Source organism: Shimia sp. SK013, from assembly GCF_001292625.1.
Classification (GTDB): Bacteria; Pseudomonadota; Alphaproteobacteria; order Rhodobacterales; family Rhodobacteraceae; genus Shimia.
In genome coordinates, this window is sequence record NZ_LAJH01000012.1 from 1 (window position 1) to 23,833 (window position 23,833).

Genomic DNA, 23,833 nt, shown 5'->3' on the forward strand with positions numbered 1-23,833 from the left:
CGATGACCTCTCAAAGTCAAACTGCCATCTGTCTCAAATTATCTGATGACGGACAGTAAGCACTGCAGGCGTTAGAGAACATTCGATATGAGGTAAGTGGCGGTGGTGTCAGACGAATTCGAACCAGTCTCTGCTAGGCCGGTGAGGCTGACCTTTATGCCGAGCAAAGGCCACGCCACTCAGCAAGAGCAGCGTTGCGGTTCAACTTGAAAGGATCTCTTTGGGAAAGTCTGCCTGATTGAAATGGTTGAAAACGGAAGCATGGACGGAGACAAATTTTTGCAAGCTTCGCAGACGACTAAAGCGAAGCATGGCTCGCTCTCGCCTTCGAAAAGGTAGATGTGAATTCTCCACTCGGTTGTTCAGCCAACGGCCGGTTTCTTGCCCGGCCACATTCCCAATAACTTTCATCGCCGCGCCATATGAACGCAGTTTGTCTGTGACGACGACCTCCGGCTTGCCGTAACGTTTTATGGCTGCTTTCGATACCCCGTTCGTGCAGCAAATCCTCCACATTCCGCAGCGAGAGCGGAAACCGTACCTATAGCATCGCCGCAAGGAGAATGACTTCCGGACTGGTTTTGAAATAGCGAAAAGGAGAACGTTTCGTCATCCAGTCAAACCACAAAACCACCCTGCCCTTCATAAGTGAGTTTCCTCTGACAGTGCCATGCGAACCAGTCTCTGTTCTCCTGTCAATCGCAGTGTAAAAAGGGACCAGATCGCGGCGTAAAAAGGGTCCACTTCAGTTGATGTGTTCCGTCGTTACTTGTCAGGCTGCTTATTTATGCGCTTTGTTGGACTTATTCCCTATTGGCCAATTTACGAGAAGAACGCGCTGGGTGATTTTCCGAATATAGACTTAAAGGTCGCCGAAAAATTTCCCGGATTGGTGAACCCCAGTTCTCCGGCGACTTTGCTCACCGGCGCGCCAGTCGCCAGCATTTGCAACGCGAGGCTCATACGCATGTGGCGACGCCAGATGCCGGGGGTCATGCCAAGCTCGCTATCAAACAAGCGGTAGAGCGTCCGTCGAGAACAGTTCGCGAAGCGAGACAGCGTGTCGAGATCTTCTCTGTCCGTCGGGTTGTTGCGCAACCAGCGCGTCGCGAGCCGCAATCTAGGGTCATGCCCTTCAGGCAATGACAGCCCGCGGTCGTCGAGTTTCTCCATCCGCGTCACGAGCATTACCAATGTCATGTACTGCATCTTGTCGGACGTGGCGCTGAAGGCGAATTTGGTGGCTTCATTCAACAAAGCAGTCGACAGCTCATCCAGTCGGTAGATTTGCACATCCGCAGGATTATCCCACGCGATCGCGTCCTTTTCGAAAAAGATTGTCCCCATCGACGACGCCTGAGGATACCGCGCCCAATGCGGCACCTGAGGGGGCAGCCAGATCGCCCGCCCCGGAGGCAAGGTGTAGGTGGCCGTCGCTGTGCCCACGACAATGACGCCCCGTCGCACGTGCAGCAACTGCCCCCTCGTATGCGCGTGCATTGGAATTTCTGAATCGCGATTGGAGACGTCCTTCATCTTCGCCACGAAGTCGTCAGACGCCTCGAGATTGGCCGCATCCCATATGCTGCGTTCGACTTCTACGGTCTGTGGTTGCTGAATCCCCATCGCCCTATCCGTTCTGCGGCAAATCGTCCGCAGCACAAAATTCAGGCAAACCCGCCTCCTTTCATGCACGCAGCCTTAGCCACCTATGATTTCGTGCCATTGTCTTATGTCTCTTTGCCACATCTATCCTGCCCCACTGACGGCCTCACGGAAGGTCGTTCTTATCGTTTGCATCAGCCACGGGACGCAAAATGGGCACCTGCCTATTCCAGCGCCGCGCACGCTCAAAAATTGGAACCAATTGCAACGTAAGGATCTTGCATCATGTCGACACCCACTCGCGGTCCCGCCTTTCGCTCCTCCCCCAGCAACCCTGTCGTTCAAGAAATTCAAACCATTCCCGAACGCCACACGGACATGCCCTATGCGCCAGCAATCCGATTGGAAGCACCCGGCGACATGTTGTTCCTCTCGGGGGCGACGGCCTCGCCCCTCTACCACGCACATCCGCACGAGTGGGAGGACCACAACCACGCTAACGACATCGAAGCCCAAGCACACAAAGCCATGCTGAATGTGCTCTCAATCCTTGAGCATCAGGGGCTGGGCGTCACCGATGTGGTCAAGGTCACAAAGTACCTCACGGACATGCGCGACCAAGACGGCCTCAACACCGTGTTGAGCGAATACTTCGGCGACTGGAAGCCCGCGAGCACGATGATCTGCGTCAACTCTCTCTCGACCCCCGGCGCGCGGATCGAGCTGGACGTTATCGCCACTTACCCAAAAACCAACGCATAAGGGATATCGAGAAATGAAACGCTTCATTTGCACAACTGCCCTCACAGCCTCACTGATTGCATCCATGAGCCTTGCGGCCCATGCGCAGGACGTTTTGCGCCTCAACGTGGGATCGAGCCACCCCGAGGTGATCCCTTGGGTGGCGAATATGAAATCCGAGATTGTGGACCGCCTCAATCCCGCACTTGAAGAGGCGGGTGTGGACTTACGCGTCGATTGGACAGAGAATTACGGCGGCGTCCTCTACGGTGTCGGTGATACTCTCGAAGCGGTATCCGACGGGCTGGTTGATATGGGGTGGGTCGGCGCGCTGTTCGAGCCTGGCAAAATGCCCGTACACAATGCGCCCTATGCGGTCCCCTTCTCGACACCGGATCCCATAGACGCCTTGGAAATCCTCGACCGTTTGAGCACAACAAGTCCGCTCTATTCCGACGAATGGACCAAAAACAACATGGTCTATCTCGGCACCATGTCGACCGACGGTTACCAGATCTTTTCAAAAACACCGATCCGCACACCTGCGGACCTTAAGGGGTTAAAGGTGTTGGGTGTTGCCTCCATCGGGCCTTGGATCGAAGGCTATGGCGCAACCTTCGTCAATACTGGTATCCCTGCGCTCTATAACCAACTCGAAACAGGCGTCGGTGATGCGGCCTTCTTGATCACCTCCGGCGCGTTGTCGATTAGCCTGCACGAGGTCGGCAATTATGTGACTGTGCTGGACATGGGCCCCGCGCCCGGCGGCGGTGTGGCGATGAACCTCGACACGTGGGAAAGCCTTCCGCTGGGGGCGCAAACGGTCCTGCGTGAGCTGGGACAAAACTACAATACGGCGCTGGCGAAAGAGATTATTCAACTGCGCGACGTCGCCTTGAACAAGATGGAAGAAGACGGCGCTACCTTGATCCGTCTGACGCCAGAGGAACGCGCCGAATGGGCCGACGCTCTTCCCGACATTGCAGGCGCGTGGGTTGCGGAGCAAGAGAGACGCGGCGTCGATGGGCGTCAGGCGATTGATCTGTTCCTCTCCGCCATAGAAGCCACCGACAGCGAGCCACTGCGTGACTGGAGTGTAGCACAATGACGGCCGTGAATACGGTACTTGGCGTCCGCTCCCACGGGAGCGGAATCGCGCTCCTTGAATTGGCGCGGCGTATTGCAATGGTTCCAGCGGCGGCAGGCGCCGCTTGGACCTGCGCAATTGCGGTGTTGATCTGTTCAGAGGTGATCGCGCGATCCGTGTTCAACAATCCACTTACAGGGCTAACCGAATTCATCGCCCTTTCCGTTCCCCCCGTGGTGTTCCTTCAATTGCCGATGCTGCTCCTCACAGGGAAACTGTTTCGCGTGGAGCTGTTCACCGGGCCACTCGATCACGATAACCCGCGCCACGCCCCCTTTGGCATTACCTATGCCATCGTGCTTCTCGCGGTGTTTGCCCTGTTTGGCCCATGGGTCGGGTCCGAGGCGATAGATGCCTATATCGAGGGGGACTATGTGGGGTCAACGGGCGCATTTGCGATCTCGACATGGCCGTTCCTTGCTATTGTAGTCTTCGGCGTTGCGGCAAGCGCGCTGGCGGCCGTGGCGTTGCTGGCGGTTAACCTTACCACCCTCTTGGGTGACGGTGGGTTGGCCCGTTCCGCGACGTGGCGGGTCGGGGTGCTCCTGCTCACCATGGCTGGCTTTGCAGTATTCGTCGCCATCATGCCAACCGATCCCCTTTTCGTTGGCGCAACTTTTATCGCCGCGCTGTTCATCTTCTTGATGCTCGGGTTTCCCATTGCGACGATTTTGATCGTCCTCTCTGCGCTCGGCATTTACCTTATTCGTGAGAATTTCCGCGTCACCGAGGTCGCCATCGGCGTCGCCCTCACGCGCTCCATTGCCAATTTCGAGTTTGCCGTCGTACCGCTCTTTGTGGCGATGGGCCTTGTCCTCGACAAAGCGCGATTGGGCGAGGATGCCTTCTCTGTCGCAGCCTATCTGCTGCGCCGCGTCCGTGGCGGCTTGGCGATTTCAACGGTAATAGCAAACGCCATCTTTGCATCTGTCGTCGGCTCCTCCATCGCGTCAGCGGCGGTCTTTTCTCGCGTCGCCGTAGGCCCCATGATCTCGGCAGGATACTCACCGCGTCGTGCCGTTGGGACGGTGGCGGGGTCGTCGGTTCTCGGGATGCTCATACCGCCGTCGCTGCTTCTCATCGTTTTTGGCCTCACCGCCGAGCAAAGCATCGGGCAGCTGTTTGTTGCCGCTATCGTTCCGGGCCTCCTCCTCGCATGTGCCTTCGCCGTGGTGGCATGGCTGCTCGCCCCGAAGAATGTCAAGGCTTCGGCAAATGCCGAGGACGATACCAGTACAGATGTGCCGCGCGTTAGCATTGAGGACAGTATGAGCCTGCGCGAAATTGCGTCGCGCCTTGGGCCCGTGGCCTTGCTTGTGGCGTTGGTGCTTGGCGGCATCTACTCTGGTTGGTTCACCCCGACGGAAGCGGCGGGTGTGGGGCTTGCAGCGGCGATTGTCATCGCGATGGTGCGACGCACCATCACCCTGAGTGGCCTCGGCCATACCGCACTGGAGGCTGGGCTGATCTCCTCCGCAATGCTCATCTTGATGGCAGCGGCGAGTGCCTATACGCGCTTGCTCGCGTTCTCTCGACTGCCCATGGAGCTTGATGCATTGCTACAATCGGCTGACTTGCAACTCATGGCGTTGATGTTCGTGGTCATTGTTGTCGCCCTCTTGCTCGGGTCGGTTCTTGATTCCGTCTCGATCATCCTTGTGCTGACGCCTATTGCGCTGCCGCTGATCATTCAAGCAGGAGCGGATCCGATATGGTTTGGCGTGGTGCTGGTGATCGCGGTTGAGGTTGGCCTTTTGACCCCCCCCTTCGGTTTATCGGCCTACACCGTGCGCGAGGTTCTATCGCGCCAAGGCGTAACACTAACGGATGTCTTCATCGGCGCTATGCCCTTTGTCGGGGCAATGCTGGCCATCATTGGTGTACTGGTATGCGTGCCAGAGATCGTGACGATGTTCCGCTAACCCACTTTTTCAAACCAGCCCTCCCATTTCCACCGTAAGCCCCAAGATCTGCTCCCACAGTGGGGGTGGCGCGGCTTCTGACACCCAAAGGACTAACATGACCCCGATCCTATTTGCTCTTATTTTCCTTGCGGCGGGCGCCGTAGGGGGCTTACTTCTCGGCTTTCTTGGCATTGGAATGGCGCTAATTGCGGCCCCCGCGCTCATCGTTGCCCTTCCACATTTCGGGCTGCCCACAGCGGAGGTGCCCCTTGTAGCACTGGCTACCACTTTGGGATGCGTGGCAATGGGCGCACTCACCTCCGTCAGCGCCCACGCAAAGCACGGTAACGTCGACTACAAAACCTTCTGGGCGCTGATGCCGCTCGCTGTTGGCGGCATGGGGGTGGGTAGCATTTTAGCCATTGAAGTCATCCCCGCAGAAGCGCTGCGATGGTGCATCTGCATCATGGAATTGATGATTGCATGGATGATGCTGCGCCCCTCCAAGCGCTCTAAAACGCCAAAGGCACAAGAGAACTGCGAAACGCCTTCAAACGGCCCCTTCGATCTGGGCGTGTCTTTCCTGACAGGACTGGCGGGGAGCCTTATTGGTGCAGGCGGCGGTATTTTCCTTGTACCGTGGTTGTCGCGGCGCGGAAGAAAAATGCCCACAGCCGTAGGGACATCCACGGCCATTGGATTGCCTGTTGTTCTCGTCGGCCTGCTGTTCTACGCCCTGCAAACAACACCTCCAAACCTTTCGACGCTCCCAGGACCGACTCTCGGCCTTATCTATTTACCTGCGGCATTAGGTATAGGAATCGGCAGCATGGCAAGCGCACCTTTCGGCGCGTGGTTGGCAATGCGCGCTCAAGGGAACATGCAAAAGCGAATTTTTGGAGTTATTCTGATTATCCTCGCTGTAAACGTCGCTGTGGCCTAAGCGGCAAAGGTGTTTAATGGGGACACACGTTCGGTGCGGGGCGTATATTACCGAAGGAACGTTGAATCGCTTAAAGCGAACCGTTTGCAAGAGTAGCATAAGCCCGGTTTCCGCCTGTCGTGTCGATCGATGCGACCGGCCCGTTGCGGACCTTGGCCATCACTTCTAAATGCTGCAATGCGGTCCGCCATTGCGGCCATTCGTGCATCACGCAGCATCTCTGTCCCTCGAATGACAGCAGAGCCGGACGACGCCGATGGTCGCGTCCTTATCGTCTGGCTGTTGTCAGAAATGCATCATCGGCGCGACCGTTCAGCCGGGAAGTCCGTCGATCCTTTCGATGGAGGCCAGAGCTTCGTCCCAGTTCGCGCGACTGGAACAACAGATATGCGCGTTGGGTCGAATGTCGATTGGGCTGTCAAGCGAGCCCGCGGGCACCACAATCAAACCAATCTCCGGCTGGGAAATAGGCAGTGCGGATCCGCAGTCGGAGCAAAAGCTCTTCATGTGGCGCGAACCAGGGAGATGAAACGTCTTGATGTTTGCAGCGCCTGACACCCAGGTGATTTTGGCAGTGGACGAAAACAGGTTTGCCGAATGGGCAGAACCGCTGTCCTTGCGGCAGCGGGAACAGTGGCATAGGAAAAAGCTCTCGAACTCTCCTGATATGCGGAATTTCACAGCGCCACAAAGGCATTGTCCCGTGGTCGGATTGTTGTCCATTCACACTCCTCGCGACCGGTAAGCCCTGCCGCCAGTCGAACGCATTTCATTGTTCCTTTGTATCCGCGTGTTGGATCCGGGTCAAAAGGGGCTAAAAGAAAGACAGTTTCGGCGTCGCAGAGCATCAGCGGATCGAAAATCATGCCTTTCGTCGTTCACGGCCCACACCGGACATTGACCCTACCTTGCGTCGCTGCGCCGCAGCCTCCCCGAAGCGGACTTTGGAGCGGTTGCGCAGCATTTTGATCCGTTCGATGGCGGCAATGCGGACAATGCGCTAGTTCGCGGATAATGAATTAGGGTCTGCTTTTTAATGACACACCAATGCTAACTTCCCTCATTTGAACTGTTTGATCGGATAGGCTTCAGGCCCTAACAGGAGCCTACTGGGTCCAATGGTCAATCTGTTTGGTGTACTCGGATGACGGGCCAACATGATTACCGACGGTCGGCAAAGATGAAGCCGGGCCTTCTGGGAAATCATGGGGTTGTTGTCAAAAGGGGAGCCAATCCGAGGATCTCACGAGCTTCGCTGCTTGATGCCACGGGACGTTCGTAGGATTCACACAAATGCACAACTCGTTGAACTAGGGCGGCGTTCGATGGCGCCAGTGTGGCCCGATCAAGACGTACGTTGTCCTCAAGTCCGGTCCTCGCATGCCCGCCAGATGAAATTGCCCAATCATTCAAGATGATCTGGTTGGGCCCGATACCCGCCGCACACCACGGCGTTTCTTCCCCGAACAGACGCTTTGTGGTCGCGACGTAGAAATCAAAAACCTTGCGATCTGCAGGCATCGCGTTTTTCACACCCATCACGAATTGCACATAAGGAAGCCCCGAAATCAGGCCTTCCCGATACATCTCTGCTGCCCGAAAAATATGGCCCAAGTCAAATGCTTCGACTTCAGTTTTGATCCCATGGCCTTTCATCTCGCCCGCAAGCCAGTCTACCAACGCAGGTGGGTTCTCATAAACCCGTGTTGGGAAATTGGTTGACCCGACGGACAAGGATGCCATGTCTGGTTTCAATGAAAGCATTCCGCCACGCTCTTGACCGGCGCCCGAACGCCCGCCGGTGGAAAACTGGATGATCATCCCCGGGCAATGCTTTTCCAACCCTTCTTTCAGGCGGCTGAATTTTTCAGGATCTGAACTGGGGGTTTGGTCAGGATTGCGGATATGTGCATGGCAAATTGTTGCCCCTGCCTCATACGCCTCCTGAGTACTTTCAACCTGTTCCTCAATTGAAATCGGAACTGCCGGATTGTCGGCTTTGGTCGGAAGAGATCCCGTGATGGCGACGCAGATGATGCAGGGGTATGTCATATCGATTCCTTGTTCGGCTGACGATCGAGCTGTGCGATCAACCGTTAGACCCGGTTGATCTTGAGTTTCGTTTTTAGGTCGGTGCGACAGAACGCATGCAAGAAGCAGGTCTGCTCAGAGATATCAAGCATTTCCTGAGCGGTTTCATCGCTCTCGCTTGTGTTCAGATACACATGCGTTTCAATCGGATCGGCTGTGCCAGCTTTGCCTGTGCCGCCCGATGCGCCACCCAACCCAAAATGTGTATCCTGAACGATCCGATATTCGGGCAGGTCAAGTTTCAGCATCGACACGAACCGACCGAACTGCGTCATAAAGCAGAACCCGATGCCCGCACTGATCAGCGTATTGGCGTCCGGCGCCCTGCCATCTTCGGAACTCAGGAACCGAAACGAGGTGCCGTGGGGCGAATACTGCATCTGTTGGATGTCCTTGATGCCATCCTCACGCAGAACCGCAACAGCGCCGATATTCAGGCGTCGATCCTGTTCAGCTGCGAGACTGCCAGCCGCGCTGACCGTGCCGCCTGACACGTTCTTTTTCGGTGTTAGCCCGATTGGTTCCATCAGGGGCAAGTCGGTTGGTGTTACATCAGATTTAGCAAAATGATCGCCCGGGTCTGGGAACAATGGCGCGTCTAGTTCCGCGACCTTTGCAGTTTTCAGCGGAATGCCATTTTTGCCCAACTTAAACAGGCTTTCAAGTTTACCGCGCATCAGCCCGTTCAAGGGCGAGGCATGAACCGCATTCATCAGAAACTGCGTCAGCGCGCCGTCATCCAGGTCGCAGTCGATCTCAACCACCAGTTCGACCGGCTCGGCGCCGCCGACCATGGTGCGTTTGGGCATCGAGCCCTTCATCGTATAATAATTGTCCTGAATCAGGCGCAGCTTGCGAATCTTGACGCCCTGAATTTCAGCAAGCGCGACAATCTCGTTCATGTAGCTAGCGACCATCCCGCTGGACAGAAACGCCAAGGGGCAAGGGGCGGCGTCATGCCCGCTCAGATAAGGTCCTTCATCCGAAACAAGACGCCATGTGTCACCCGTTTTCGCAGAACGCACCAGCGCCTCTTTTTGGAACCCGCTGAGGGACCGCACCCAGGTGCGCAACGCATCGCCCAGTCGGTTTTCCGGAGCGTCAATCGACACGTCATCCGCATTCGAGACTTTGAAAAATGGGGCAATCCCGCTTGTTCCGATGATATCTTCGCCAAGTTTAGCCATTGGGCGTTCCTTTAAAATTCGTGGATGTTGGATAGGATGTGGTTAGACATGCCACCATCGGATGTCAGGTTCGCACCGCGGAACCATTTGGCGTGTTGGCTCAGGGCGAACGCCACAACTGGCGCCAGATCCTGTGGGGTGCCTGGGCGATCCATGACCTTCATGTCTTCTTCTGCGCGCGCGCCCAGGGTTTCTAGGAAATCTCCTAGGATCGGCGTGTCGACAGGTCCTGGGCTGACGCAATTCATGGTGATCCCACGATCCCGCCAAGTCCAGCGATTGGCCATGGTCCAGACGATCAACGCCTCTTTGCTCAGAAAATAGGACCTGCCACTGGCATCCGTGCTAAGCGCCTGTGCGTCACAAAACCCTTTTATGTCATCGACCAGAGTCAGATCTAATGCGGCTTTGACCTGAGGAAGCGCATTAGCCCAGCCAAACCCGGCAAGAGAGGCCAAGTTAACAATCGACGCATTATCAGCGAGCTTGGGTACACATCCCAATGTCAAGCGTTGCAGGCCATACAGGTTGACCTTGAGAACCATGTCAGAGGGCATGGTTGGTGGCAGACCTGCGATATTGGCCAGTCCGTCCACTCCGGATGGCAATGCATCAATGAGCGCGTCAATCGAGGCCGGATCGCTTAGATCAACCTTGTGAAACTGATCGACAGCATCTGTTTCGTTGCGGTCCACACCGATAACTTTTGCACCGTTTTCTTGTAGAAAACGTGCGGTTTCTGCGCCGATGCCTGACGCGACGCCGGTGACAATATATGTATTTCCATCATGCATTCGGGATCTCCGATCTATTTCCGACATCGCGAGGATGCGTCGAAATTTGAACTTCTGAATTGTGTCTTTGGGTTAGGCGGCTATTCCGGAGCAGCTTCGCGCGCGTCCAGCACGTCGAAAAATCCGCTTAGGTTCTCGGCAGCAAAATCCAGGGTCGCAACATTGGCGAATATCCCGTCTTCCACGGCGGCGATTGAATGGGCCACAACGATTTCCGGGGCGGGATAAACCTGCGCGAGCATCCCATTGAGGATGTATTTCAAATGTGCCTGCGCACGGACGCCTCCCAAGGCGCCCGCTGACACCGAAATCACGAAAACCGGTTTGCCTTTGAACACTGAATTCAACGCGGGGCGCGATGCCCAGTCGATGGCATTTTTCAACGGACCCGGCACGCTGTAATTATATTCTGGCGTGACAATGACGATGCCGTCAGCTGCCGCGATCTGATCAACAAAGGTTGTGACCGCGCCATTGCGTTCGATGTCCGAGTTAAAGTGCGGCAGATCGCCGATTTGGGCGATTGTAACGATACATTGATCGCCAAGCCGGTCGGCCAACGCAAGGGTCAATGCCTTTGACGACGATTGTTCGCGCAGGCTGCCATAGATGAATAGAACGTTTTTCATGCGGCGGTTTCCTTGTCCGTGGATTGCGCCAGAACAAAGTCGTATTCGACGTCATAGTAGACATCCGAAAACCCATGCTCCTTTACTTTGGCGGGATCATCGATGCGTTTGAATTCGGCCATCAGGCTTTCCTTGACGCCAAACACCGCATCCGAGTGGATGTATTTGTCGTCAGGATCAAAGATGTGCGTGGTCAGTTTCTGATATCCATCCAGCGTGATCAGATAGTGGAAATGTGCCGGGCGATTGGGATGTCGACCCAGCATTCCCAACAATTGTCCAACAGGGCCGTCATCGGGGATTGGATAGTATCTCGGCTTGATCGCTTTGAACCAATACCGGCCATCTTCGCCGGTATGAAACACTCCCCGCAGGTTGAAATCGGGCTGAACGCCGCGCTGCTGCACGTCGTAAAAGCCTTCGTCATTGGCTTGCCAGACATCAATGCGCGCACCCTTCAACGGGTTCCCGGCCAGATCACGGATGCAGCCATGGACCAACATCGGTTCGCCCTTTTGGTCGAGACAGATGTTCGATCCCATCTCCATTTCGGGCACTTCACCCACATGAAATGGTCCCAGCACTGTGTTTTCCGTCGCGCCAGAGGGTCTGCGGCTTTGGATGGCGTCGGCCAACATCGAAACGCCCAGAATATCTGACAGCAGGATGTATTCCTGGCGGTAATCATCACAGATTTGGCCGGTTTTGGTCAGGAACTGGATGGCGTGCATCCATTCTTCGTCCGTCGGTTCAATCTCTTTGACCGCTTCATGTAATTTGCGGGTGATGACCTCCATCACCTCTTTCAGGCGTGGGTTCTGCGTATTCTTGTTCCGGTTGGTGACAACTTCGACCGAGTTTTCTTCGGTAAAGTACCCAAATTCATGCGCGTCCATCTTGTGATCCTCGCTATCTTTGATTTGATTATTGTGGGGTGTGGGGCGGCGTCGCGCCGTCAAATGCGTTTTGAAGCATGACCCTTAGTCCGGCCTCATCAATGGGTCTTGGATTCCAATATGGATTGCTGGCGGCGATAGATGCCGCTCGATCCAAGTCCTCTTCTTTGAAACCCAGATCCTTGAGAGCGACAGGTGATCCCACCGATTTCGCATACTCATATAGAGCGGGCCCAGGTTCGCCGCCAAACAGGGTGGCAATTGGCTGCAACACATCTGGCACAGCCTGTGCGTTGTAGCCAATGGTGTGGGGTAGCATGACTGCGTGTGTCTCGGCGTGGGGCATGTCGAACGACCCGCCCAGCGTGTGACAAATCTTGTGGTGCAGGGCCATTCCGACCTGCCCAAGGACAGTTCCACACAGCCACGCGCCATACAAAGCCGAATCGCGTCCAGACTTGCTTTGCGGATCTGAGGCGATCTGTCCCAAACCATCCTTCATTGCAGACAGTCCTTCGACCGCCAGCATCGATGAAATCGGGTTTCTGTTTTGGGCATAAAGCGCCTCCGCAGCATGTGCCATGGCGTTCAAGCCGCTGACTATGCTCATCTTTAATGGCAACGTATCGGTCAGGTCCGGATCATAAATCACAGCCGTTGGCAGCACTTTGGTATCATTGATGGTGGTTTTTAGACCCTGTTCCGTTTGCCCCAGAATCGGCGTGACCTCAGACCCTGCATAGGTCGTCGGAACCACGATATGGGGCAATCCGGTTCTGTACGAAATCGCTTTGCCCAGCCCGGTTGTCGATCCCCCACCAACAGAAACAAGACAATCCGCCTGAACAGAATCACAATAGGCGGCCGCCCCCTCTGTCACCTCAATGGGGGTGTGCATGACGGCACCCGCAAAGGATCCACCGGCAACCGATCCAAGATGCTTGGTCGCGGTTTCGGCGATTTCTCCTTGTTGTTCAGTCGCTAAAACAACCGCTCTTGTGCAGGACAGGTCCAACACCAGATCGCGAACACGGCCAAAATTTCCACGGCCAAATTCGATGCGCGCTGCCCCGGATTTGTATGAGAATTGATTCATCTGCACCTCCTGCACTTTCATTATGGATCCATTAAGTTGCGCGGTAAGTCAATAGCGGACACAAAATCGCTTTATTGGATGCATTTTGTGTTGACCGAATCCAAACTTGGCGATATCTCTTCAATATTCGCTGAAAAGGCCGTAAAATGGATCCCATAATGCAAAGAGTAAAAAATGGGAGACCACAAATGGCAGATGCAGAGCAAAGGGTTCTATCCGAGCTAAGACGCATGATTTTGGAGGGTGAAATTGATGCTGGAGAAAAAATTTCCGAAGTCGTCGTCGCCGAAATGCTGGGCGTTTCCCGCACTCCCGCAAAGCTCGCCTTGGCGCGCCTTGAAATGAATGGATTGGTCGAAAAACGACCCGGTCGTGGCTACACGGTCCGAGAAGTCAAAATTGGCGATGTCGAAAAGATCCTGATGGCGCGTGGTGTCCTGGAAGGAACCGCCGCAGGCTATATGGCCAGACATGGCGCCCCTGAAGATGCCCGTCAGGCGTTTTCGCATTCCTTGCGGGTCACCGAAAGCATCATCGAAAGAAAATCCGCGACGGTCAGTGATGTCGAGGAATATCAGAACGCGAACACGCTGTTTCATAAGACGATCATGGAACATTGCGGCAATGAATACATCATGATGGCCTATGAACGCATTCGCCATTTGCCATTGGCTGAACTGGGCTCTGTTGCGTCACGCACGGACCGTTTGGATGGCGAATTTTTGCGGATGTCGATTGGTCACGCGCAACACGCTGTCATTCACGACGCGATTTTGCGCGGTGATGCGATGCGCGCCGAAATGGTGATGCGTGAACACTCGAATGCAACGCTTGATTATGCGCGACTGTTTGTCGGGCAGGATGTGGACGCTCATGTCCCATCTCTCAAGCTTGCAACAGGAAAATAAACTCGGCGGTGGCACGTTTCAGGATCGCTATTGCTCAAACCGATGATTGGGAGACCCGTTGTGTCACTTGATGAACTGATGAAAGATCAAAAACTGAGCGCGCGATTTGCCAAAAAGGGCATGCCGATTGGCGGCGAGTGGGTGCAAGCCCATGATGGCAAGACCTTTGAGGTTATGAACCCTGCCACGGGCAGGGTTTGGAGCGAAGTTGCCGATGCCAGTCGCCAGGATGCCGCCGCTGCCATCAGCGCTGCATCCAAAGCGCAGCCAGCCTGGGCTGCATTGCCCTTTACCGAACGGGCCATCCTGCTGAACCGTGTGGCCGATGTGCTGGAACGCCGCCGTGACGAATTCATTGCCGCGCTGACAGCAGAATGTGGCGGCTGGGTCCGCAAAAGCATGTTCGAAATCACCTATGCCCCAACGGTTTATCGCGCCGCCGCCGCCGAGGCCTATTCAGCTATGGGCGAAACGCTGCGGTCCGAAAGCCACAAGGTCAGTCAGGTTGAACGGTCGCCGTTGGGTGTCATTTCAGTCATCTCGCCGTGGAACGTGCCGCTGTTGCTGTCCAGCCGTGGGCTGGGTGTGGCGCTTGCGGTTGGCAACACCATCGTTTTGAAACCCTCCGAGGAAACACCTGTCACCGGTGGTCTGATGCTGGCCGAAGTCTTTGAAGAGGCCGGAATGCCGCCGGGCGTTTTGAACGTTGTGACCTGCTCGCGTGATCGTGTGGCCGAGGTCGGCGACGAATTGGTCATCAATCCATTGGTCAAGGCGATCAGCTTTACCGGCTCTACTGCCGTGGGCAAAAACATCGCCGCGACTGCAGGCGGATTGCTGAAAAAGGCCTGTGTGGAACTGGGCAGCAAGGATTCCCTGCTGGTTCTGGATGACGCCGATCTTGATCGGGCAATCAGTGCGGCCCGGTTCGGCGCGTTTTTTCATCAGGGTCAGATCTGCATGGCCACGGAAAAGATCATTGTTGACCGATCACGGGCTGATGAATTCCTGACGAAATTCATAGCGGCCACCAACGAACTGAAACTGGGTGATCCAACGAAAATGGAGAACCAGATCGGGCCGATCATCAACCAGAAACAAGTCGAAGCCGTTGATCGTCGTCTGGCCCAAGCCATTGAACAGGGTGTGACCCTTGAACATGGCGGTAAACGCGATGGGCTGTTCTTTGAACCCACAGTGATCACCGGCGCGACACCTGACATGAACATCTTTCACGAAGAGGTCTTTGGACCAGTTGCGAACATCATTTTTGCCGACGGCGAAGATGAGTCGATCGCACTGGCCAACAACAGTGAATATGGGCTGTCGGCCTCGGTGATGACCCGCGACGAGGCCCGTGGCCTGCGCGTCGCGCACCGCATCGAAAGCGGCATGGCGCATGTCAACGACACAACAATCTACGACGAGCCGACTGTGCCGTTCGGAGGCGTGAAAAACAGCGGAATGGGTCGCCATGGTGGGCGTTGGTCGGTTGAGACATTTACCCAGACCCGGTGGCTGACAATCGAACGCGGTGGTCGGAAAACACCGTTTTAATTGAAAGGGATATGAACGTGAATCAGGATCTGTTGGATCGCCTGGAGCTCAGGCAACTTATCGACAATTGGGCCATCTGGCGTGACGCCGGGATGTGGGAAAAATTCCGCACGGTCTGGCACGATGATGGGCGCATGATGGCCACTTGGACACAAGGTACGGCCGACGAATTCATTGCGATGAACAAAGAAGGCTGGAAACGTGGCGTTTCAATCCTGCACTTTTTGGGGGGATTCACCGCTGACATCCAAGGCACACGCGCAGTGACGCAAACCAAAATGACCATTTCCCAACGTGGCGATGTGCATGGGGTGTCCTGTGACGTTGTCTGCACCGGGCGGTTCTATGACTTTCTGGAAAAGCGTGACGGAAAATGGGGCATGTGCCTGCGTCAGCCGATCTACGAAAAAGACCGTCTGGACGCCGTTGATCGGAATGCAGAACTGGTGCTGGATCAGGCGCTGCTGGATCAGTTTCCAATCGGTTACCGCCATCTAGCCTATATCCAAACCAAGGTTGGGTATGAGGTCGAAAAAAACATGCCGGGCCTGAAAGGGGACCGCGTCGAAGAGCTATATGCCGAGGGCGAAAAATGGCTAAGCGGCGGCGCGGTCAACTGGGCCGGAAACACTTGGAAATGAACTAAGGATCGCGGGATCTTCCGCGACGCTATTTTTTGGGAGGAGAAACCAATGAAACTCAAATGTACATTCCTGTGGGCGACCGTCTGTGTCGCCGCAGCAACCACATTTGCATCCGCAGATACGATCCGCTTAACTGCCGGGTCCAGCCATCCCCCAGTGTTGCCCTGGGTCGAAGTCATCACCAACCACGTGGTGCCTGAAACCAATGCGCGGCTCACTGCGATGGGCAGCGAACATCAAATCGAATGGACAGAAGCCTATGCTGGCGCCCTGTTCAACGCCCCAAATGCCCTAGAAGGCGTCGAGATTGGCCTGGCTGATCTGGCTTGGGTAGGCACGATTTTTGAACCGGCCAACCTGCCGCTGCAAAATGTCCATTTCTATGCACCGTTCCTGGTGGGCGACGTTCATGCCTTGACTGAGATTGGTAACGAATTGCATGAAACCGTGCCCGCAATGAACGAGCAGTGGGATGATTACAACCAGCGCTTTCTTGGGGCGATGGCTGACGGATCTTATCACCTGATCACCAATAAACCCATCAACTCGATCGAAGATCTGCGTGGGATGAAGCTTCTTGCGGCGGGTGCGGTTGCAAACTGGCTGCATGGCACTGGCGCTATTGCCGTCGACGCGGCCTTTCCTGAATTCTACAACAACATTTCCACCGGTATTGCCGACGGTGCTGTCATGACGACGAACGGTATGTATCCGTTCAAGATTCATGAGGTGGCCCCGTATATCACACTGGTTGATATGGGCGGTCCGATCACAGGCGCGCTGACAATCAACAATGACACTTGGGATAGTCTTCCCGAAGATGTGCAATCCGTACTTACCGATCTTGGCGGCGAATACAGCACAATGGTGGCTGATCAAGTCGCATCACGCGAAGCAAGATTTATGGATCTCATGGTTGCGGAGGGGGCAATTGTTTCGACCCTCAGTGATGCGGATCGTCAGGCATGGGCCGCTGGACTTCCTGATCTCGCTGGCGATTGGGTTGCGCGGAACGAAGAGGCGGGCCTTCCTGCTGCCGACGTACTGAATGCGTTCCTTGATGCTGCTCGCAGCCGTGGCTTTGAGCCGCTGCGCGATTGGGCTGAATAAGAAACCAGACTTTACGTAGGGAAAATGAAATGGCCGATCAAACTCCAGTATCCAGATCTGTTTTGGAGGACGAGCACGGCTCGGCCAATCCACTTGCCACGGTGTCCAACAAAGTACTTAGGCGCACCACAGAATTCATGAGTAGCATTGGCACCGTCTGGTTCTTTGCTCTGGTGATCCTGATCTGCACCGAAATCGTGGCCCGCGAGTTTTTTCTGTCACCCATTCGTGGTGTGACAGAAATTGCGGCCTATTCGATTGTGGGGGCTGCGTTCCTTCAACTTGCCAACACGGTTTACGCCGAACGGATGGCACGGGCAGATTTCATGCTGTCCATTTTCGGCAAACGGTTTCCGCTGAGCGTCGCAGTGATCGAGGTCGTTGTTTCGATCATTGGCCTGATCGCCATGGTATTGCTGGCTCAAGCCACGTGGCCCAAACTGGTCGATGCCTATGTTGATGCGGAAATCGTCGGTGTTCCGGGCGAGTTTTCGTTTCAGGTCTGGCCATTGCGGTTTCTTGTCCTGATCGGTAGCGCGATGACCGCGCTGGCATTCCTGGCGCGGGCGTTTCAAAAAGTCGGCAGCGTCTATGCTAACCACGGCAAAGCTGGAATGATTGGCTTGGTCCTGACATTGGCTACACTCACGATCCTGTGGTTCACCGTGTTCCCAATGGTTATGGATGCAAGACTCTCGACATTTGCAATCGGTGCGATCCTGCTGGCAACGTTGATCCTTGTCGTTATGACGGGCGTACATATTGGTGTCGCCATGCTGCTGATCGGCTTTATCGGATTGTGGCTGTTAAAGGGCCGGATCGGCTTTGGCTATTCCATGTTGGGACTGGCCGGAAACGAATTTCTCGCGAACTACTATTTCAGCGCTGTGCCACTGTTCGTGTTGATGGGCCTCTTGGTCGCCGCTGCAGATATTGGCAAAGAAACGTTTGCTGTGGCTAGCTGGCTAACCCGACCCATTCGGGGTGGTCTGGGTATTGCAACGGTTGGGGCCAACGCTATGTTTGCGGCAATCACCGGATCTTCGGTCGCCTCGGCCACTGTCTTTTCCAAAGTAGCCACACCGGAAATGATCCGTCACGGATATAACAAACAATTCTCGGTTGGGGTTGTTGCGGGCAGCTCGGTGCTGGGCATGTTGATCCCGCCCAGCCTGCTTTTGATTGTCTATGGGTTTCTGGCTGAACAATCGGTGGGGTACCTCTTTATTGCCGCTATCGTTCCTGGCCTTATCCTGGCATTTGCGATGTCCTTTATGATTTGGTTCAATGCAACGTTTCGTCCACACAAAGTATTCGACACCGCACCGGATGCCGGATCCGACGTTGACGCGATATCTGGCATTGGCCAAGCGGCCCTTTATCTGGCACCAATCATCGGGCTGATCGTCCTTGTTCTTGGCGGGATTTACGGCGGGTTCTTCACACCTACCGAAGGAGGCGCCGTCGGATCGGCGGGTGCCCTGATCTATGCAATCCTACGCCGCCGGTTACCGATGCAAAAGCTATGGCAGGTGATGGTCGAGACTGGCCAGATTGCGACCACCGTACTGTTCCTTATCTTAGCTGCGAACATATTCACGATCATGCTGGCCTCTTCCGGTTTCGTGCAAAACGTCGGGACGTTGATCAACAGCCTGGACCTGAGCCTTCTTCAATTTGCAGCAATTTATGTGATCTTGCTCGTTATCCTGGGGATGTTCCTGGAATCCGTTTCGATCATGTTGATTGTAGTGCCAATTGCTTTGCCAACCGTGGCAGCGCTGGGTGGTGATCCGATCTGGTTTGGCATTCTGACGGTGATCGCTGTTGAAATCGGTCTGCTGACACCGCCTTTTGGCCTGTCTTGCTATGTCGTCGCGGCGACCCTCAGGGACAAGGGGATCGATTTGGTCGACATCTTTAAGGGCGTGCAGCCCTTTGTCTTTGTGATGTTTTTGATGACGATTCTGATCATCCTTTTCCCGGACCTCGCGTCGATGACCTTCCAGAAATAGCCTTGGAAAGCGACCGTGGCGTTGGCCCAGGTCGGGAGGGAGACAGAAAAAACCTCGCTAGTTGGCTTGGGTGAAACGTTTTGAAAAACACATCCGTTCTCCGCTCAATTCCTGCGGAATGGTTGCCGACTTAGTGCAGGGATACACCAAGCGTTAGGAGCAGAGTGTACGTTTGGACGTTTGCAGGGACCGCATGTTCGTCATACTACAGCAACAGTCAAAGCACTTTTCGCGGGCGACGAGGAGCACTGGTCGACCCGATGCGAGTAACGGAATAATCCACTGTTCCAACGCAAACCGCAGCCTGCGCGGCAAATGTGAGGAAGAAGAACGCGCTCCAGTTCCGAAAACAAAATAGCCCAATGTCTTGCTCGGTTTGCATCTCTCGAGTCTTTGCGAATTTCCTTGCAGCAGCCATCGGTGCGCCGTGCAGCATCGGTCGGAATGGGCTCATTCCGGCCCTTAGCCGCGATTTGCACCAAGGTCCGGTACTGCATGTTGCTCCGGGCAGATTGTCGATCGAAGCAGGCCGTCTTCGTGCAGCGCGGCCTGCGTGTCGCCGTTATCCCACTGATAAAGTAGGCCGATTTCGACGCCTGTTTTGATGCACGTAATACGGCCGATGGCTTCGGCGGTTGTGCGACTACTCTCAAATTCGGGCAAAACTAGCCCCTCTCGTTAAACAATTCCTTGGGAGCGACCTCGAGAGCATGTGCGATCCGCTCCAGAACATCGATCGATGCTGAGAATTTCGCGAGCTCGATCTCGCTGGTATAGCTGCGATCCATGTCGGCAGCTAAAGCTAATTGTTCTTGGCTCAATCCTCTGGAATTTCTTAGATTCCGGATATTTAACCCTACTTGTTCCCGTAATTTCATGGCCTGTATTCGGGCAGATCACAAGAATTGCTCTACGGAATATATTCCACAAAACGCGCGCGAGTGGACCTAATCGCTTGCTCGCATATGGTGTGCTGGGCGAAGTTGGGCAACAACCTTCAATATTATAGGAATGAAGTCGAAAGGCGCTTATTGATATGTGGCTCAAATCGATCCGTAATTTGCTTGGCGGGGTCGCCGTAGGTGTCGTTTCCAGCTTGGCTCCGCAGGCGGCAAAAGCCTACCAGGTTGATTGCGCCATTCTGCTTTGCCTGGCTGGCGGGTGGCCAGCTTCAGCAGAATGTGCCCATGCTCGTGTGGTTTTCATTAGGCGGATTACGCCCTGGCCGATCGAGCCGCCGTTGCAGATCTGGCGGTGTCCGATGGGGGTTGCGGAGCGAGGTCCGTTGCAAAGCACGGCACCACGAGTTTGGGACGCAATCACTCTAACGGGAGAGAACCTTGGTCAATTCATTTTAGCGCAGGTGGTCGAAGGCGGCGCCGATATCGACATCAGCGGCCTCGAGTTTGATTTCGTGCGCTCGATCCGCGTCTGGGATGTTCGGTACTACAGCCATCGCGAACGCGGTCGCGACGATGATTGCTCTGAGAGTTACAATATGCGCCTCGGGACCTATGGCACGCAGGGTGAATTTAGCTGGCAACGAACGACACCAGCAGCGGCCCCGCAATGGGTGCTGCCGTCGCGACGGTGTTCGTCATCGAATTGGCGTCGCGGGGTCGGCGTTGAATGGGAAGATCACGAAGGCAACCATGGATACGAGTGGGTGGCCTACTAAGGCTATTCCCCGATATCCTTCATGCGTTCCGAAATATCGCCCGCAATACGCTCGTATAGGGCGGCTTGCTTGTCTCTGGGTGAGCCCGGTTTCGGGCTTCTCCGTCGGATTCGTTTGGCGAGCCAGAATAGCATTCGGGCTGCAGGGTCGCTGATGTTTTCCGGGACTGGCGCGGGGTAGTTTTCTTCAAGGAGGGCAACGACCTCAGCGTTCATGCTACGGTGATTGCTCTCGGCCGCAAGCCGTATCCGGTCACGAAGGCCATCCGGCAATCGCACAATGAACTTGTCCTGATTTTGAGCACTTTGTTCTGACATGGTGGCACTGTGCCATAAAATTCGATTGACGCAATAGTGGCTAAGTGCCACTAACGGGTTGTGGTTTCAACCTGGAGGCGTTTCATGAACAGTCGTAAACCAATGCAGCTTCGGCTTCCGCAAGAGCTCAAAGAGTGGATCAAGGCGGAGTCCGATCGCAACGGCAACTCCCAGAATTCTGAAGTGATCCGCGCCATTCGCGCGGCAAAGGACAGGCGCTCTACACCTGGAACAATTGGAAATATCATTATGGATCAGGGCGATAATGCGCGTTGTTAACCCGGTGAGAGAGGTGTTGGTACTATGACCAAAGCAAGTGTACAGACGAAAGCGAAACAAGCGGCCTCGGCCTTTATCCGCGAGGCGCGGGAGGCAGGCTGGCAACGCGCGAAGTTCGAGATCAAACCCGATGGCAGCATCATCGTTGACGCCAACATGGTGGCGGCCGAGGCAGCAGACGACTTCCTCAACAGTGACCTGAGAATGGGCGAATGACCCGCAAGAGCCTTCCAAAATACGTCTACAATGATAGGGGGTACCTTCGGTTTATTCGGCGCTCACGCGGTATCTCAGTCATGATGCACGAAGAAGCGGGCACGCCGGAATTCTGGGATCACTACAATCGACTGCTGAAGGGAAAGCCAGCGCCTGCGCCGGTGAGGCGCAATTTTGAAGCGCTGATTCTTAGCTACTACGAGAGTGACGCCTACAAGAAGCTGAAGCCCCGGACGAGATCCGACTATCGGCGGTACATCAGCCACATTCGTGAGATCTGGGCCGAGAAAGACCCGGCCAGGATCGAAACCCATCACATTTACGAACTGCACCGCGCCAATGCGGATCATTGGAGGCAAGCCAACTATCTCGTTCAGGTCATGGTCGTCTTGATGAACCACGCGCGATTGATTGGCTTTATCAAGAAAGAGCATGGCAACCCGGCGAAGGGCATCCCGCTCTTTAAGCAGCAGAGCGACGGCTGGGAGCCTTGGCCAGACGATGTTCGTGCCGAGTTCGAAGCGCTGGCTTCAAAGAGGGCGCGGCTGGTTTACGAGCTTTGCGTTGGTACAGGCCAACGCATTGGCGATGTCGTGAAGATGAAGTGGGAGCACTTTTCCGATGAAGGTTTCGATTTTACGCAGGGTAAAACCGACAAGCCGTTGTGGATCCCGCTTACCGACCGACTGAAAACCCATCTCGAAGGCATCGCGCGAACAGACGGCACTGTTGTGACCGACGCGAAGGGTCGACCAGTGAGCTACCGTATCGTTGCCGAGGAAATGCGTACCATCAAAAGGAAGATGAAGCACGAGAAGGCGAGCTACTACAAAACGCACGGGCTGAGGAAAAACGCGACGATCGAGCTGTATCTGGCAGGATGTGATGACGAGATGGTCAAGGCTGTCACAGGTCACTCAGGCGTTGAGATGCTAAAAAAGTACGGTGGGCCGATCCGGCAAAGAGAGCTCGCGAAGCGCGCTCAAGAGGCAAGAAATCAAATGGAACGAAGCAAGACCGAAACGTGAAAGTTTCAACGGTTGTTTCAAAAATGGCAGTGAAGGAGAGTTGGGATGACGCAAGTCATTGATTTTATTGGAGGCGAGTACCGGAATCGAACCGGTGTACACGGATTTGCAATCCGCTGCGTCACCACTCCGCCAACTCGCCATCCGTGGTGCTTCGGAGCCTTGCCCTCGAAGTCGCGCATACATGAAATGAATTCAGCGGACGTGCAAGTGGTTTTTTCGCGCATTTTCGCGTGTCGATAATGCCGATCCGCGCGGCGACATATTGGACACCTGTTGTGAAATCCGTCTGGCAGGCGTTGCTCAACTAAGTCAATTGTGGCATGAGATCAGCAGATGAGTCCGATCAAATGAGTTGGAAATGACAGACTATACTGCCCTCCGAACAACTATGGTTGATACGCAAATCCGTCCTTCTGACGTTACAAAATACACGGTCATCGAAGCTATGTTGTCCGTCCCACGCGAAGCTTTTGTTCCCAGCGCGAAACGTGACGCGGCTTATGTTGGCGAACATGTTGCGCTGGAAGATGGTCGTGTGGTGCTTGATCCACGCGTTCTCGCAAAGATCCTGGACGAACTGGACATCCAGAATGACGAGTTGGTTCTCGATGTCGGCACAGGATTTGGCTATTCTGCAGCTGTAATGGCGCGCATGGCGGAAGCCGTAATTGCACTAGAGAGCGACGAGTCGCGGGCCGAAGATGCACAGACGACACTGTCAGAGCAAGGTGTGGACAACGCCATTGTGCACGTGGGCCCGCTGAGCGACGGTGCGGCCGAACACGGTCCATATGACTGTGTTCTGCTGCAGGGAGCCGTGGAGCAACTGCCAGACGCCATTTTAGCGCAAGTCAAAGAGGGCGGCCGGATCGCAGTTTTGTTTGTTGACGGCGCTTTGGGGGTTGTGCGTATTGGTTATAAAATCGATGGTAAGATGAATTGGCGTTTTGCGTTCAACGCGAGCGCTCCTGTTTTGCCCGGCTTTGAAAAAAGTCGCGCCTTTCAACTCTAAAACAAGACGCGCCCCACGCGTAAAATGCGGAGC

At 55.1% G+C, this 23,833-nt stretch carries 25 protein-coding genes, 1 tRNA gene and 1 pseudogene; 14 read left to right on the forward strand and 13 right to left on the reverse strand.

The features are described 5' to 3' along the window. Positions 1 to 154: 154 nt before the first annotated feature. Positions 155 to 613, reverse strand: a pseudogene (locus SHIM_RS20525) (DDE-type integrase/transposase/recombinase). Between the two features lie 209 nt (positions 614 to 822). Further along, on the reverse strand, positions 823 to 1,626 hold the full coding sequence (locus SHIM_RS09750) for an AraC family transcriptional regulator (RefSeq protein WP_054002477.1): 804 nt from the start codon (positions 1,624 to 1,626) through the stop codon (positions 823 to 825). 264 nt (positions 1,627 to 1,890) lie between these two features. Here SHIM_RS09750 and SHIM_RS09755 point away from each other — a divergent pair, with 264 nt between their 5' ends. The 4 genes from SHIM_RS09755 to SHIM_RS09770 all read left to right on the forward strand — a co-directional run bounded on the left by SHIM_RS09755 (position 1,891) and on the right by SHIM_RS09770 (position 6,340). Next, positions 1,891 to 2,367 carry a RidA family protein gene (locus tag SHIM_RS09755; protein ID WP_082358352.1) on the forward strand — a complete coding sequence of 159 codons (477 nt, stop codon included), beginning with the start codon at positions 1,891 to 1,893 and terminating at the stop codon, positions 2,365 to 2,367. Positions 2,368 to 2,380: 13 nt separating this feature from the next. After that, complete coding sequence (locus SHIM_RS09760; RefSeq protein WP_054002479.1) at positions 2,381 to 3,454, forward strand: C4-dicarboxylate TRAP transporter substrate-binding protein; 1,074 nt, start codon at positions 2,381 to 2,383, stop codon at positions 3,452 to 3,454. Continuing rightward, positions 3,451 to 5,415 carry a TRAP transporter large permease subunit gene (locus tag SHIM_RS09765; RefSeq protein WP_054002480.1) on the forward strand — a complete coding sequence of 655 codons (1,965 nt, stop codon included), beginning with the start codon at positions 3,451 to 3,453 and terminating at the stop codon, positions 5,413 to 5,415. Before SHIM_RS09760 ends, SHIM_RS09765 begins: the two co-directional genes overlap by 4 nt. 97 nt (positions 5,416 to 5,512) lie before the next feature. Then, positions 5,513 to 6,340, forward strand: coding sequence for a sulfite exporter TauE/SafE family protein (locus SHIM_RS09770; RefSeq protein WP_054002481.1), 828 nt, complete (start codon positions 5,513 to 5,515; stop codon positions 6,338 to 6,340). Between the two features lie 312 nt (positions 6,341 to 6,652). Here SHIM_RS09770 and SHIM_RS09775 read toward each other — a convergent pair whose 3' ends face one another. The 7 genes from SHIM_RS09775 to SHIM_RS09805 form a co-directional block, all read right to left on the reverse strand. Further along, positions 6,653 to 7,063, reverse strand: a complete 411-nt coding sequence (locus SHIM_RS09775) for a GFA family protein (RefSeq protein ID WP_054002482.1) — start codon at positions 7,061 to 7,063, stop codon at positions 6,653 to 6,655. 480 nt (positions 7,064 to 7,543) lie between these two features. After that, positions 7,544 to 8,392, reverse strand: coding sequence for a 3-keto-5-aminohexanoate cleavage protein (locus SHIM_RS09780; RefSeq protein WP_054002483.1), 849 nt, complete (start codon positions 8,390 to 8,392; stop codon positions 7,544 to 7,546). A gap of 44 nt (positions 8,393 to 8,436) precedes the next feature. Continuing rightward, positions 8,437 to 9,618 carry an OsmC family protein gene (locus tag SHIM_RS09785; RefSeq protein ID WP_054002484.1) on the reverse strand — a complete coding sequence of 394 codons (1,182 nt, stop codon included), beginning with the start codon at positions 9,616 to 9,618 and terminating at the stop codon, positions 8,437 to 8,439. A gap of 11 nt (positions 9,619 to 9,629) precedes the next feature. Further along, positions 9,630 to 10,412 carry a coniferyl-alcohol dehydrogenase gene (locus SHIM_RS09790; RefSeq protein ID WP_054002485.1) on the reverse strand — a complete coding sequence of 261 codons (783 nt, stop codon included), beginning with the start codon at positions 10,410 to 10,412 and terminating at the stop codon, positions 9,630 to 9,632. 80 nt (positions 10,413 to 10,492) lie between these two features. Next, on the reverse strand, positions 10,493 to 11,041 hold the full coding sequence (locus SHIM_RS09795) for an NADPH-dependent FMN reductase (protein WP_054002486.1): 549 nt from the start codon (positions 11,039 to 11,041) through the stop codon (positions 10,493 to 10,495). Continuing rightward, complete coding sequence (locus tag SHIM_RS09800) at positions 11,038 to 11,937, reverse strand: intradiol ring-cleavage dioxygenase (protein ID WP_054002487.1); 900 nt, start codon at positions 11,935 to 11,937, stop codon at positions 11,038 to 11,040. Before SHIM_RS09800 ends, SHIM_RS09795 begins: the two co-directional genes overlap by 4 nt. A 28-nt stretch (positions 11,938 to 11,965) precedes the next feature. Then, positions 11,966 to 13,033 (reverse strand): maleylacetate reductase, encoded by a 1,068-nt coding sequence (locus SHIM_RS09805; RefSeq protein WP_054002920.1) that lies wholly within the window; start codon positions 13,031 to 13,033, stop codon positions 11,966 to 11,968. A 188-nt stretch (positions 13,034 to 13,221) separates the two neighbouring features. On the opposite strand from SHIM_RS09805, the gene SHIM_RS09810 reads away from it, so the two are divergent. Genes SHIM_RS09810 through SHIM_RS09830 form a run of 5 tightly spaced genes read left to right on the forward strand, consistent with a single transcriptional unit; the run spans position 13,222 to position 19,267 of the window. After that, the gene (locus SHIM_RS09810; RefSeq protein ID WP_193749902.1) at positions 13,222 to 13,941 is read left to right on the forward strand and encodes a GntR family transcriptional regulator; all 720 of its coding nucleotides are present in this window, start codon (positions 13,222 to 13,224) and stop codon (positions 13,939 to 13,941) included. A gap of 60 nt (positions 13,942 to 14,001) precedes the next feature. Beyond that, complete coding sequence (locus tag SHIM_RS09815) at positions 14,002 to 15,498, forward strand: aldehyde dehydrogenase family protein (RefSeq protein WP_241488829.1); 1,497 nt, start codon at positions 14,002 to 14,004, stop codon at positions 15,496 to 15,498. 11 nt (positions 15,499 to 15,509) lie between these two features. Next, positions 15,510 to 16,139 (forward strand): nuclear transport factor 2 family protein, encoded by a 630-nt coding sequence (locus SHIM_RS09820; protein ID WP_054002489.1) that lies wholly within the window; start codon positions 15,510 to 15,512, stop codon positions 16,137 to 16,139. A gap of 51 nt (positions 16,140 to 16,190) precedes the next feature. Next, positions 16,191 to 17,252 (forward strand): C4-dicarboxylate TRAP transporter substrate-binding protein, encoded by a 1,062-nt coding sequence (locus SHIM_RS09825; protein WP_062946301.1) that lies wholly within the window; start codon positions 16,191 to 16,193, stop codon positions 17,250 to 17,252. Between the two features lie 29 nt (positions 17,253 to 17,281). Then, the gene (locus tag SHIM_RS09830) at positions 17,282 to 19,267 is read left to right on the forward strand and encodes a TRAP transporter large permease subunit (protein WP_082358354.1); all 1,986 of its coding nucleotides are present in this window, start codon (positions 17,282 to 17,284) and stop codon (positions 19,265 to 19,267) included. A gap of 462 nt (positions 19,268 to 19,729) precedes the next feature. On the opposite strand, the gene SHIM_RS09835 is transcribed toward SHIM_RS09830, so the two are convergent. Both SHIM_RS09835 and SHIM_RS09840 read right to left on the reverse strand, forming a co-directional pair. Next, the gene (locus tag SHIM_RS09835) at positions 19,730 to 19,930 is read right to left on the reverse strand and encodes a hypothetical protein (RefSeq protein ID WP_054002490.1); all 201 of its coding nucleotides are present in this window, start codon (positions 19,928 to 19,930) and stop codon (positions 19,730 to 19,732) included. 2 nt (positions 19,931 to 19,932) lie between these two features. Further along, entirely contained in the window at positions 19,933 to 20,145 is a 213-nt protein-coding gene (locus SHIM_RS09840) for a helix-turn-helix domain-containing protein (RefSeq protein ID WP_054002491.1), read from the reverse strand. A 407-nt stretch (positions 20,146 to 20,552) separates the two neighbouring features. Here SHIM_RS09840 and SHIM_RS20530 point away from each other — a divergent pair, with 407 nt between their 5' ends. Then, a complete protein-coding gene (locus SHIM_RS20530) occupies positions 20,553 to 20,945 on the forward strand; it encodes a hypothetical protein (RefSeq protein ID WP_241488830.1) in 393 nt (130 codons plus the stop codon). Positions 20,946 to 20,947: 2 nt separating this feature from the next. Here the strand turns inward: SHIM_RS20530 and SHIM_RS09850 are convergent, their stop codons facing one another. Next, positions 20,948 to 21,262 carry an Arc family DNA-binding protein gene (locus tag SHIM_RS09850; RefSeq protein ID WP_054002493.1) on the reverse strand — a complete coding sequence of 105 codons (315 nt, stop codon included), beginning with the start codon at positions 21,260 to 21,262 and terminating at the stop codon, positions 20,948 to 20,950. An 84-nt stretch (positions 21,263 to 21,346) separates the two neighbouring features. Here SHIM_RS09850 and SHIM_RS19975 point away from each other — a divergent pair, with 84 nt between their 5' ends. The 3 genes from SHIM_RS19975 (at position 21,347) to SHIM_RS09860 (ending at position 22,785) form a co-directional block, all read left to right on the forward strand. Then, the gene (locus tag SHIM_RS19975) at positions 21,347 to 21,541 is read left to right on the forward strand and encodes an Arc family DNA-binding protein (protein ID WP_082358355.1); all 195 of its coding nucleotides are present in this window, start codon (positions 21,347 to 21,349) and stop codon (positions 21,539 to 21,541) included. A 24-nt stretch (positions 21,542 to 21,565) separates the two neighbouring features. Continuing rightward, the gene (locus SHIM_RS09855; protein WP_054002494.1) at positions 21,566 to 21,757 is read left to right on the forward strand and encodes a hypothetical protein; all 192 of its coding nucleotides are present in this window, start codon (positions 21,566 to 21,568) and stop codon (positions 21,755 to 21,757) included. A gap of 80 nt (positions 21,758 to 21,837) precedes the next feature. Next, positions 21,838 to 22,785 (forward strand): site-specific integrase, encoded by a 948-nt coding sequence (locus tag SHIM_RS09860; protein ID WP_241488831.1) that lies wholly within the window; start codon positions 21,838 to 21,840, stop codon positions 22,783 to 22,785. Between the two features lie 68 nt (positions 22,786 to 22,853). Here the strand turns inward: SHIM_RS09860 and SHIM_RS09865 are convergent. Continuing rightward, positions 22,854 to 22,927: transfer RNA gene (locus tag SHIM_RS09865), tRNA-Cys, on the reverse strand. A gap of 219 nt (positions 22,928 to 23,146) precedes the next feature. Between SHIM_RS09865 and SHIM_RS09870 the strand changes: the two genes are divergently transcribed. Continuing rightward, positions 23,147 to 23,800, forward strand: a complete 654-nt coding sequence (locus tag SHIM_RS09870) for a protein-L-isoaspartate O-methyltransferase family protein (RefSeq protein ID WP_054002496.1) — start codon at positions 23,147 to 23,149, stop codon at positions 23,798 to 23,800. The last annotated feature ends 33 nt before the right edge of the window (positions 23,801 to 23,833 follow it).

Bases quoted from the DNA above. Each gene is read 5' to 3' on its own strand.
- SHIM_RS09820 (WP_054002489.1), top strand. From the start codon at position 15,510: ATGAACGTGAATCAGGATCTGTTGGATCGCCTGGAGCTCAGGCAACTT.
- SHIM_RS09800 (WP_054002487.1), bottom strand. From the start codon at position 11,937: ATGGACGCGCATGAATTTGGGTACTTTACCGAAGAAAACTCGGTCGAA.
- SHIM_RS09790 (WP_054002485.1), bottom strand. From the start codon at position 10,412: ATGCATGATGGAAATACATATATTGTCACCGGCGTCGCGTCAGGCATC.
- SHIM_RS09840 (WP_054002491.1), bottom strand. From the start codon at position 20,145: ATGAAATTACGGGAACAAGTAGGGTTAAATATCCGGAATCTAAGAAAT.
- SHIM_RS09825 (WP_062946301.1), top strand. From the start codon at position 16,191: ATGAAACTCAAATGTACATTCCTGTGGGCGACCGTCTGTGTCGCCGCA.
- SHIM_RS09850 (WP_054002493.1), bottom strand. From the start codon at position 21,262: ATGTCAGAACAAAGTGCTCAAAATCAGGACAAGTTCATTGTGCGATTG.
- SHIM_RS09760 (WP_054002479.1), top strand. From the start codon at position 2,381: ATGAAACGCTTCATTTGCACAACTGCCCTCACAGCCTCACTGATTGCA.
- SHIM_RS09750 (WP_054002477.1), bottom strand. From the start codon at position 1,626: ATGGGGATTCAGCAACCACAGACCGTAGAAGTCGAACGCAGCATATGG.
- SHIM_RS09810 (WP_193749902.1), top strand. From the start codon at position 13,222: ATGGCAGATGCAGAGCAAAGGGTTCTATCCGAGCTAAGACGCATGATT.
- SHIM_RS09785 (WP_054002484.1), bottom strand. From the start codon at position 9,618: ATGGCTAAACTTGGCGAAGATATCATCGGAACAAGCGGGATTGCCCCA.
- SHIM_RS09755 (WP_082358352.1), top strand. From the start codon at position 1,891: ATGTCGACACCCACTCGCGGTCCCGCCTTTCGCTCCTCCCCCAGCAAC.
- SHIM_RS09775 (WP_054002482.1), bottom strand. From the start codon at position 7,063: ATGGACAACAATCCGACCACGGGACAATGCCTTTGTGGCGCTGTGAAA.
- SHIM_RS09765 (WP_054002480.1), top strand. From the start codon at position 3,451: ATGACGGCCGTGAATACGGTACTTGGCGTCCGCTCCCACGGGAGCGGA.
- SHIM_RS09780 (WP_054002483.1), bottom strand. From the start codon at position 8,392: ATGACATACCCCTGCATCATCTGCGTCGCCATCACGGGATCTCTTCCG.
- SHIM_RS19975 (WP_082358355.1), top strand. From the start codon at position 21,347: ATGAACAGTCGTAAACCAATGCAGCTTCGGCTTCCGCAAGAGCTCAAA.
- SHIM_RS09860 (WP_241488831.1), top strand. From the start codon at position 21,838: ATGATGCACGAAGAAGCGGGCACGCCGGAATTCTGGGATCACTACAAT.
- SHIM_RS09795 (WP_054002486.1), bottom strand. From the start codon at position 11,041: ATGAAAAACGTTCTATTCATCTATGGCAGCCTGCGCGAACAATCGTCG.
- SHIM_RS09855 (WP_054002494.1), top strand. From the start codon at position 21,566: ATGACCAAAGCAAGTGTACAGACGAAAGCGAAACAAGCGGCCTCGGCC.
- SHIM_RS09830 (WP_082358354.1), top strand. From the start codon at position 17,282: ATGGCCGATCAAACTCCAGTATCCAGATCTGTTTTGGAGGACGAGCAC.
- SHIM_RS09805 (WP_054002920.1), bottom strand. From the start codon at position 13,033: ATGAATCAATTCTCATACAAATCCGGGGCAGCGCGCATCGAATTTGGC.
- SHIM_RS09870 (WP_054002496.1), top strand. From the start codon at position 23,147: ATGACAGACTATACTGCCCTCCGAACAACTATGGTTGATACGCAAATC.
- SHIM_RS09770 (WP_054002481.1), top strand. From the start codon at position 5,513: ATGACCCCGATCCTATTTGCTCTTATTTTCCTTGCGGCGGGCGCCGTA.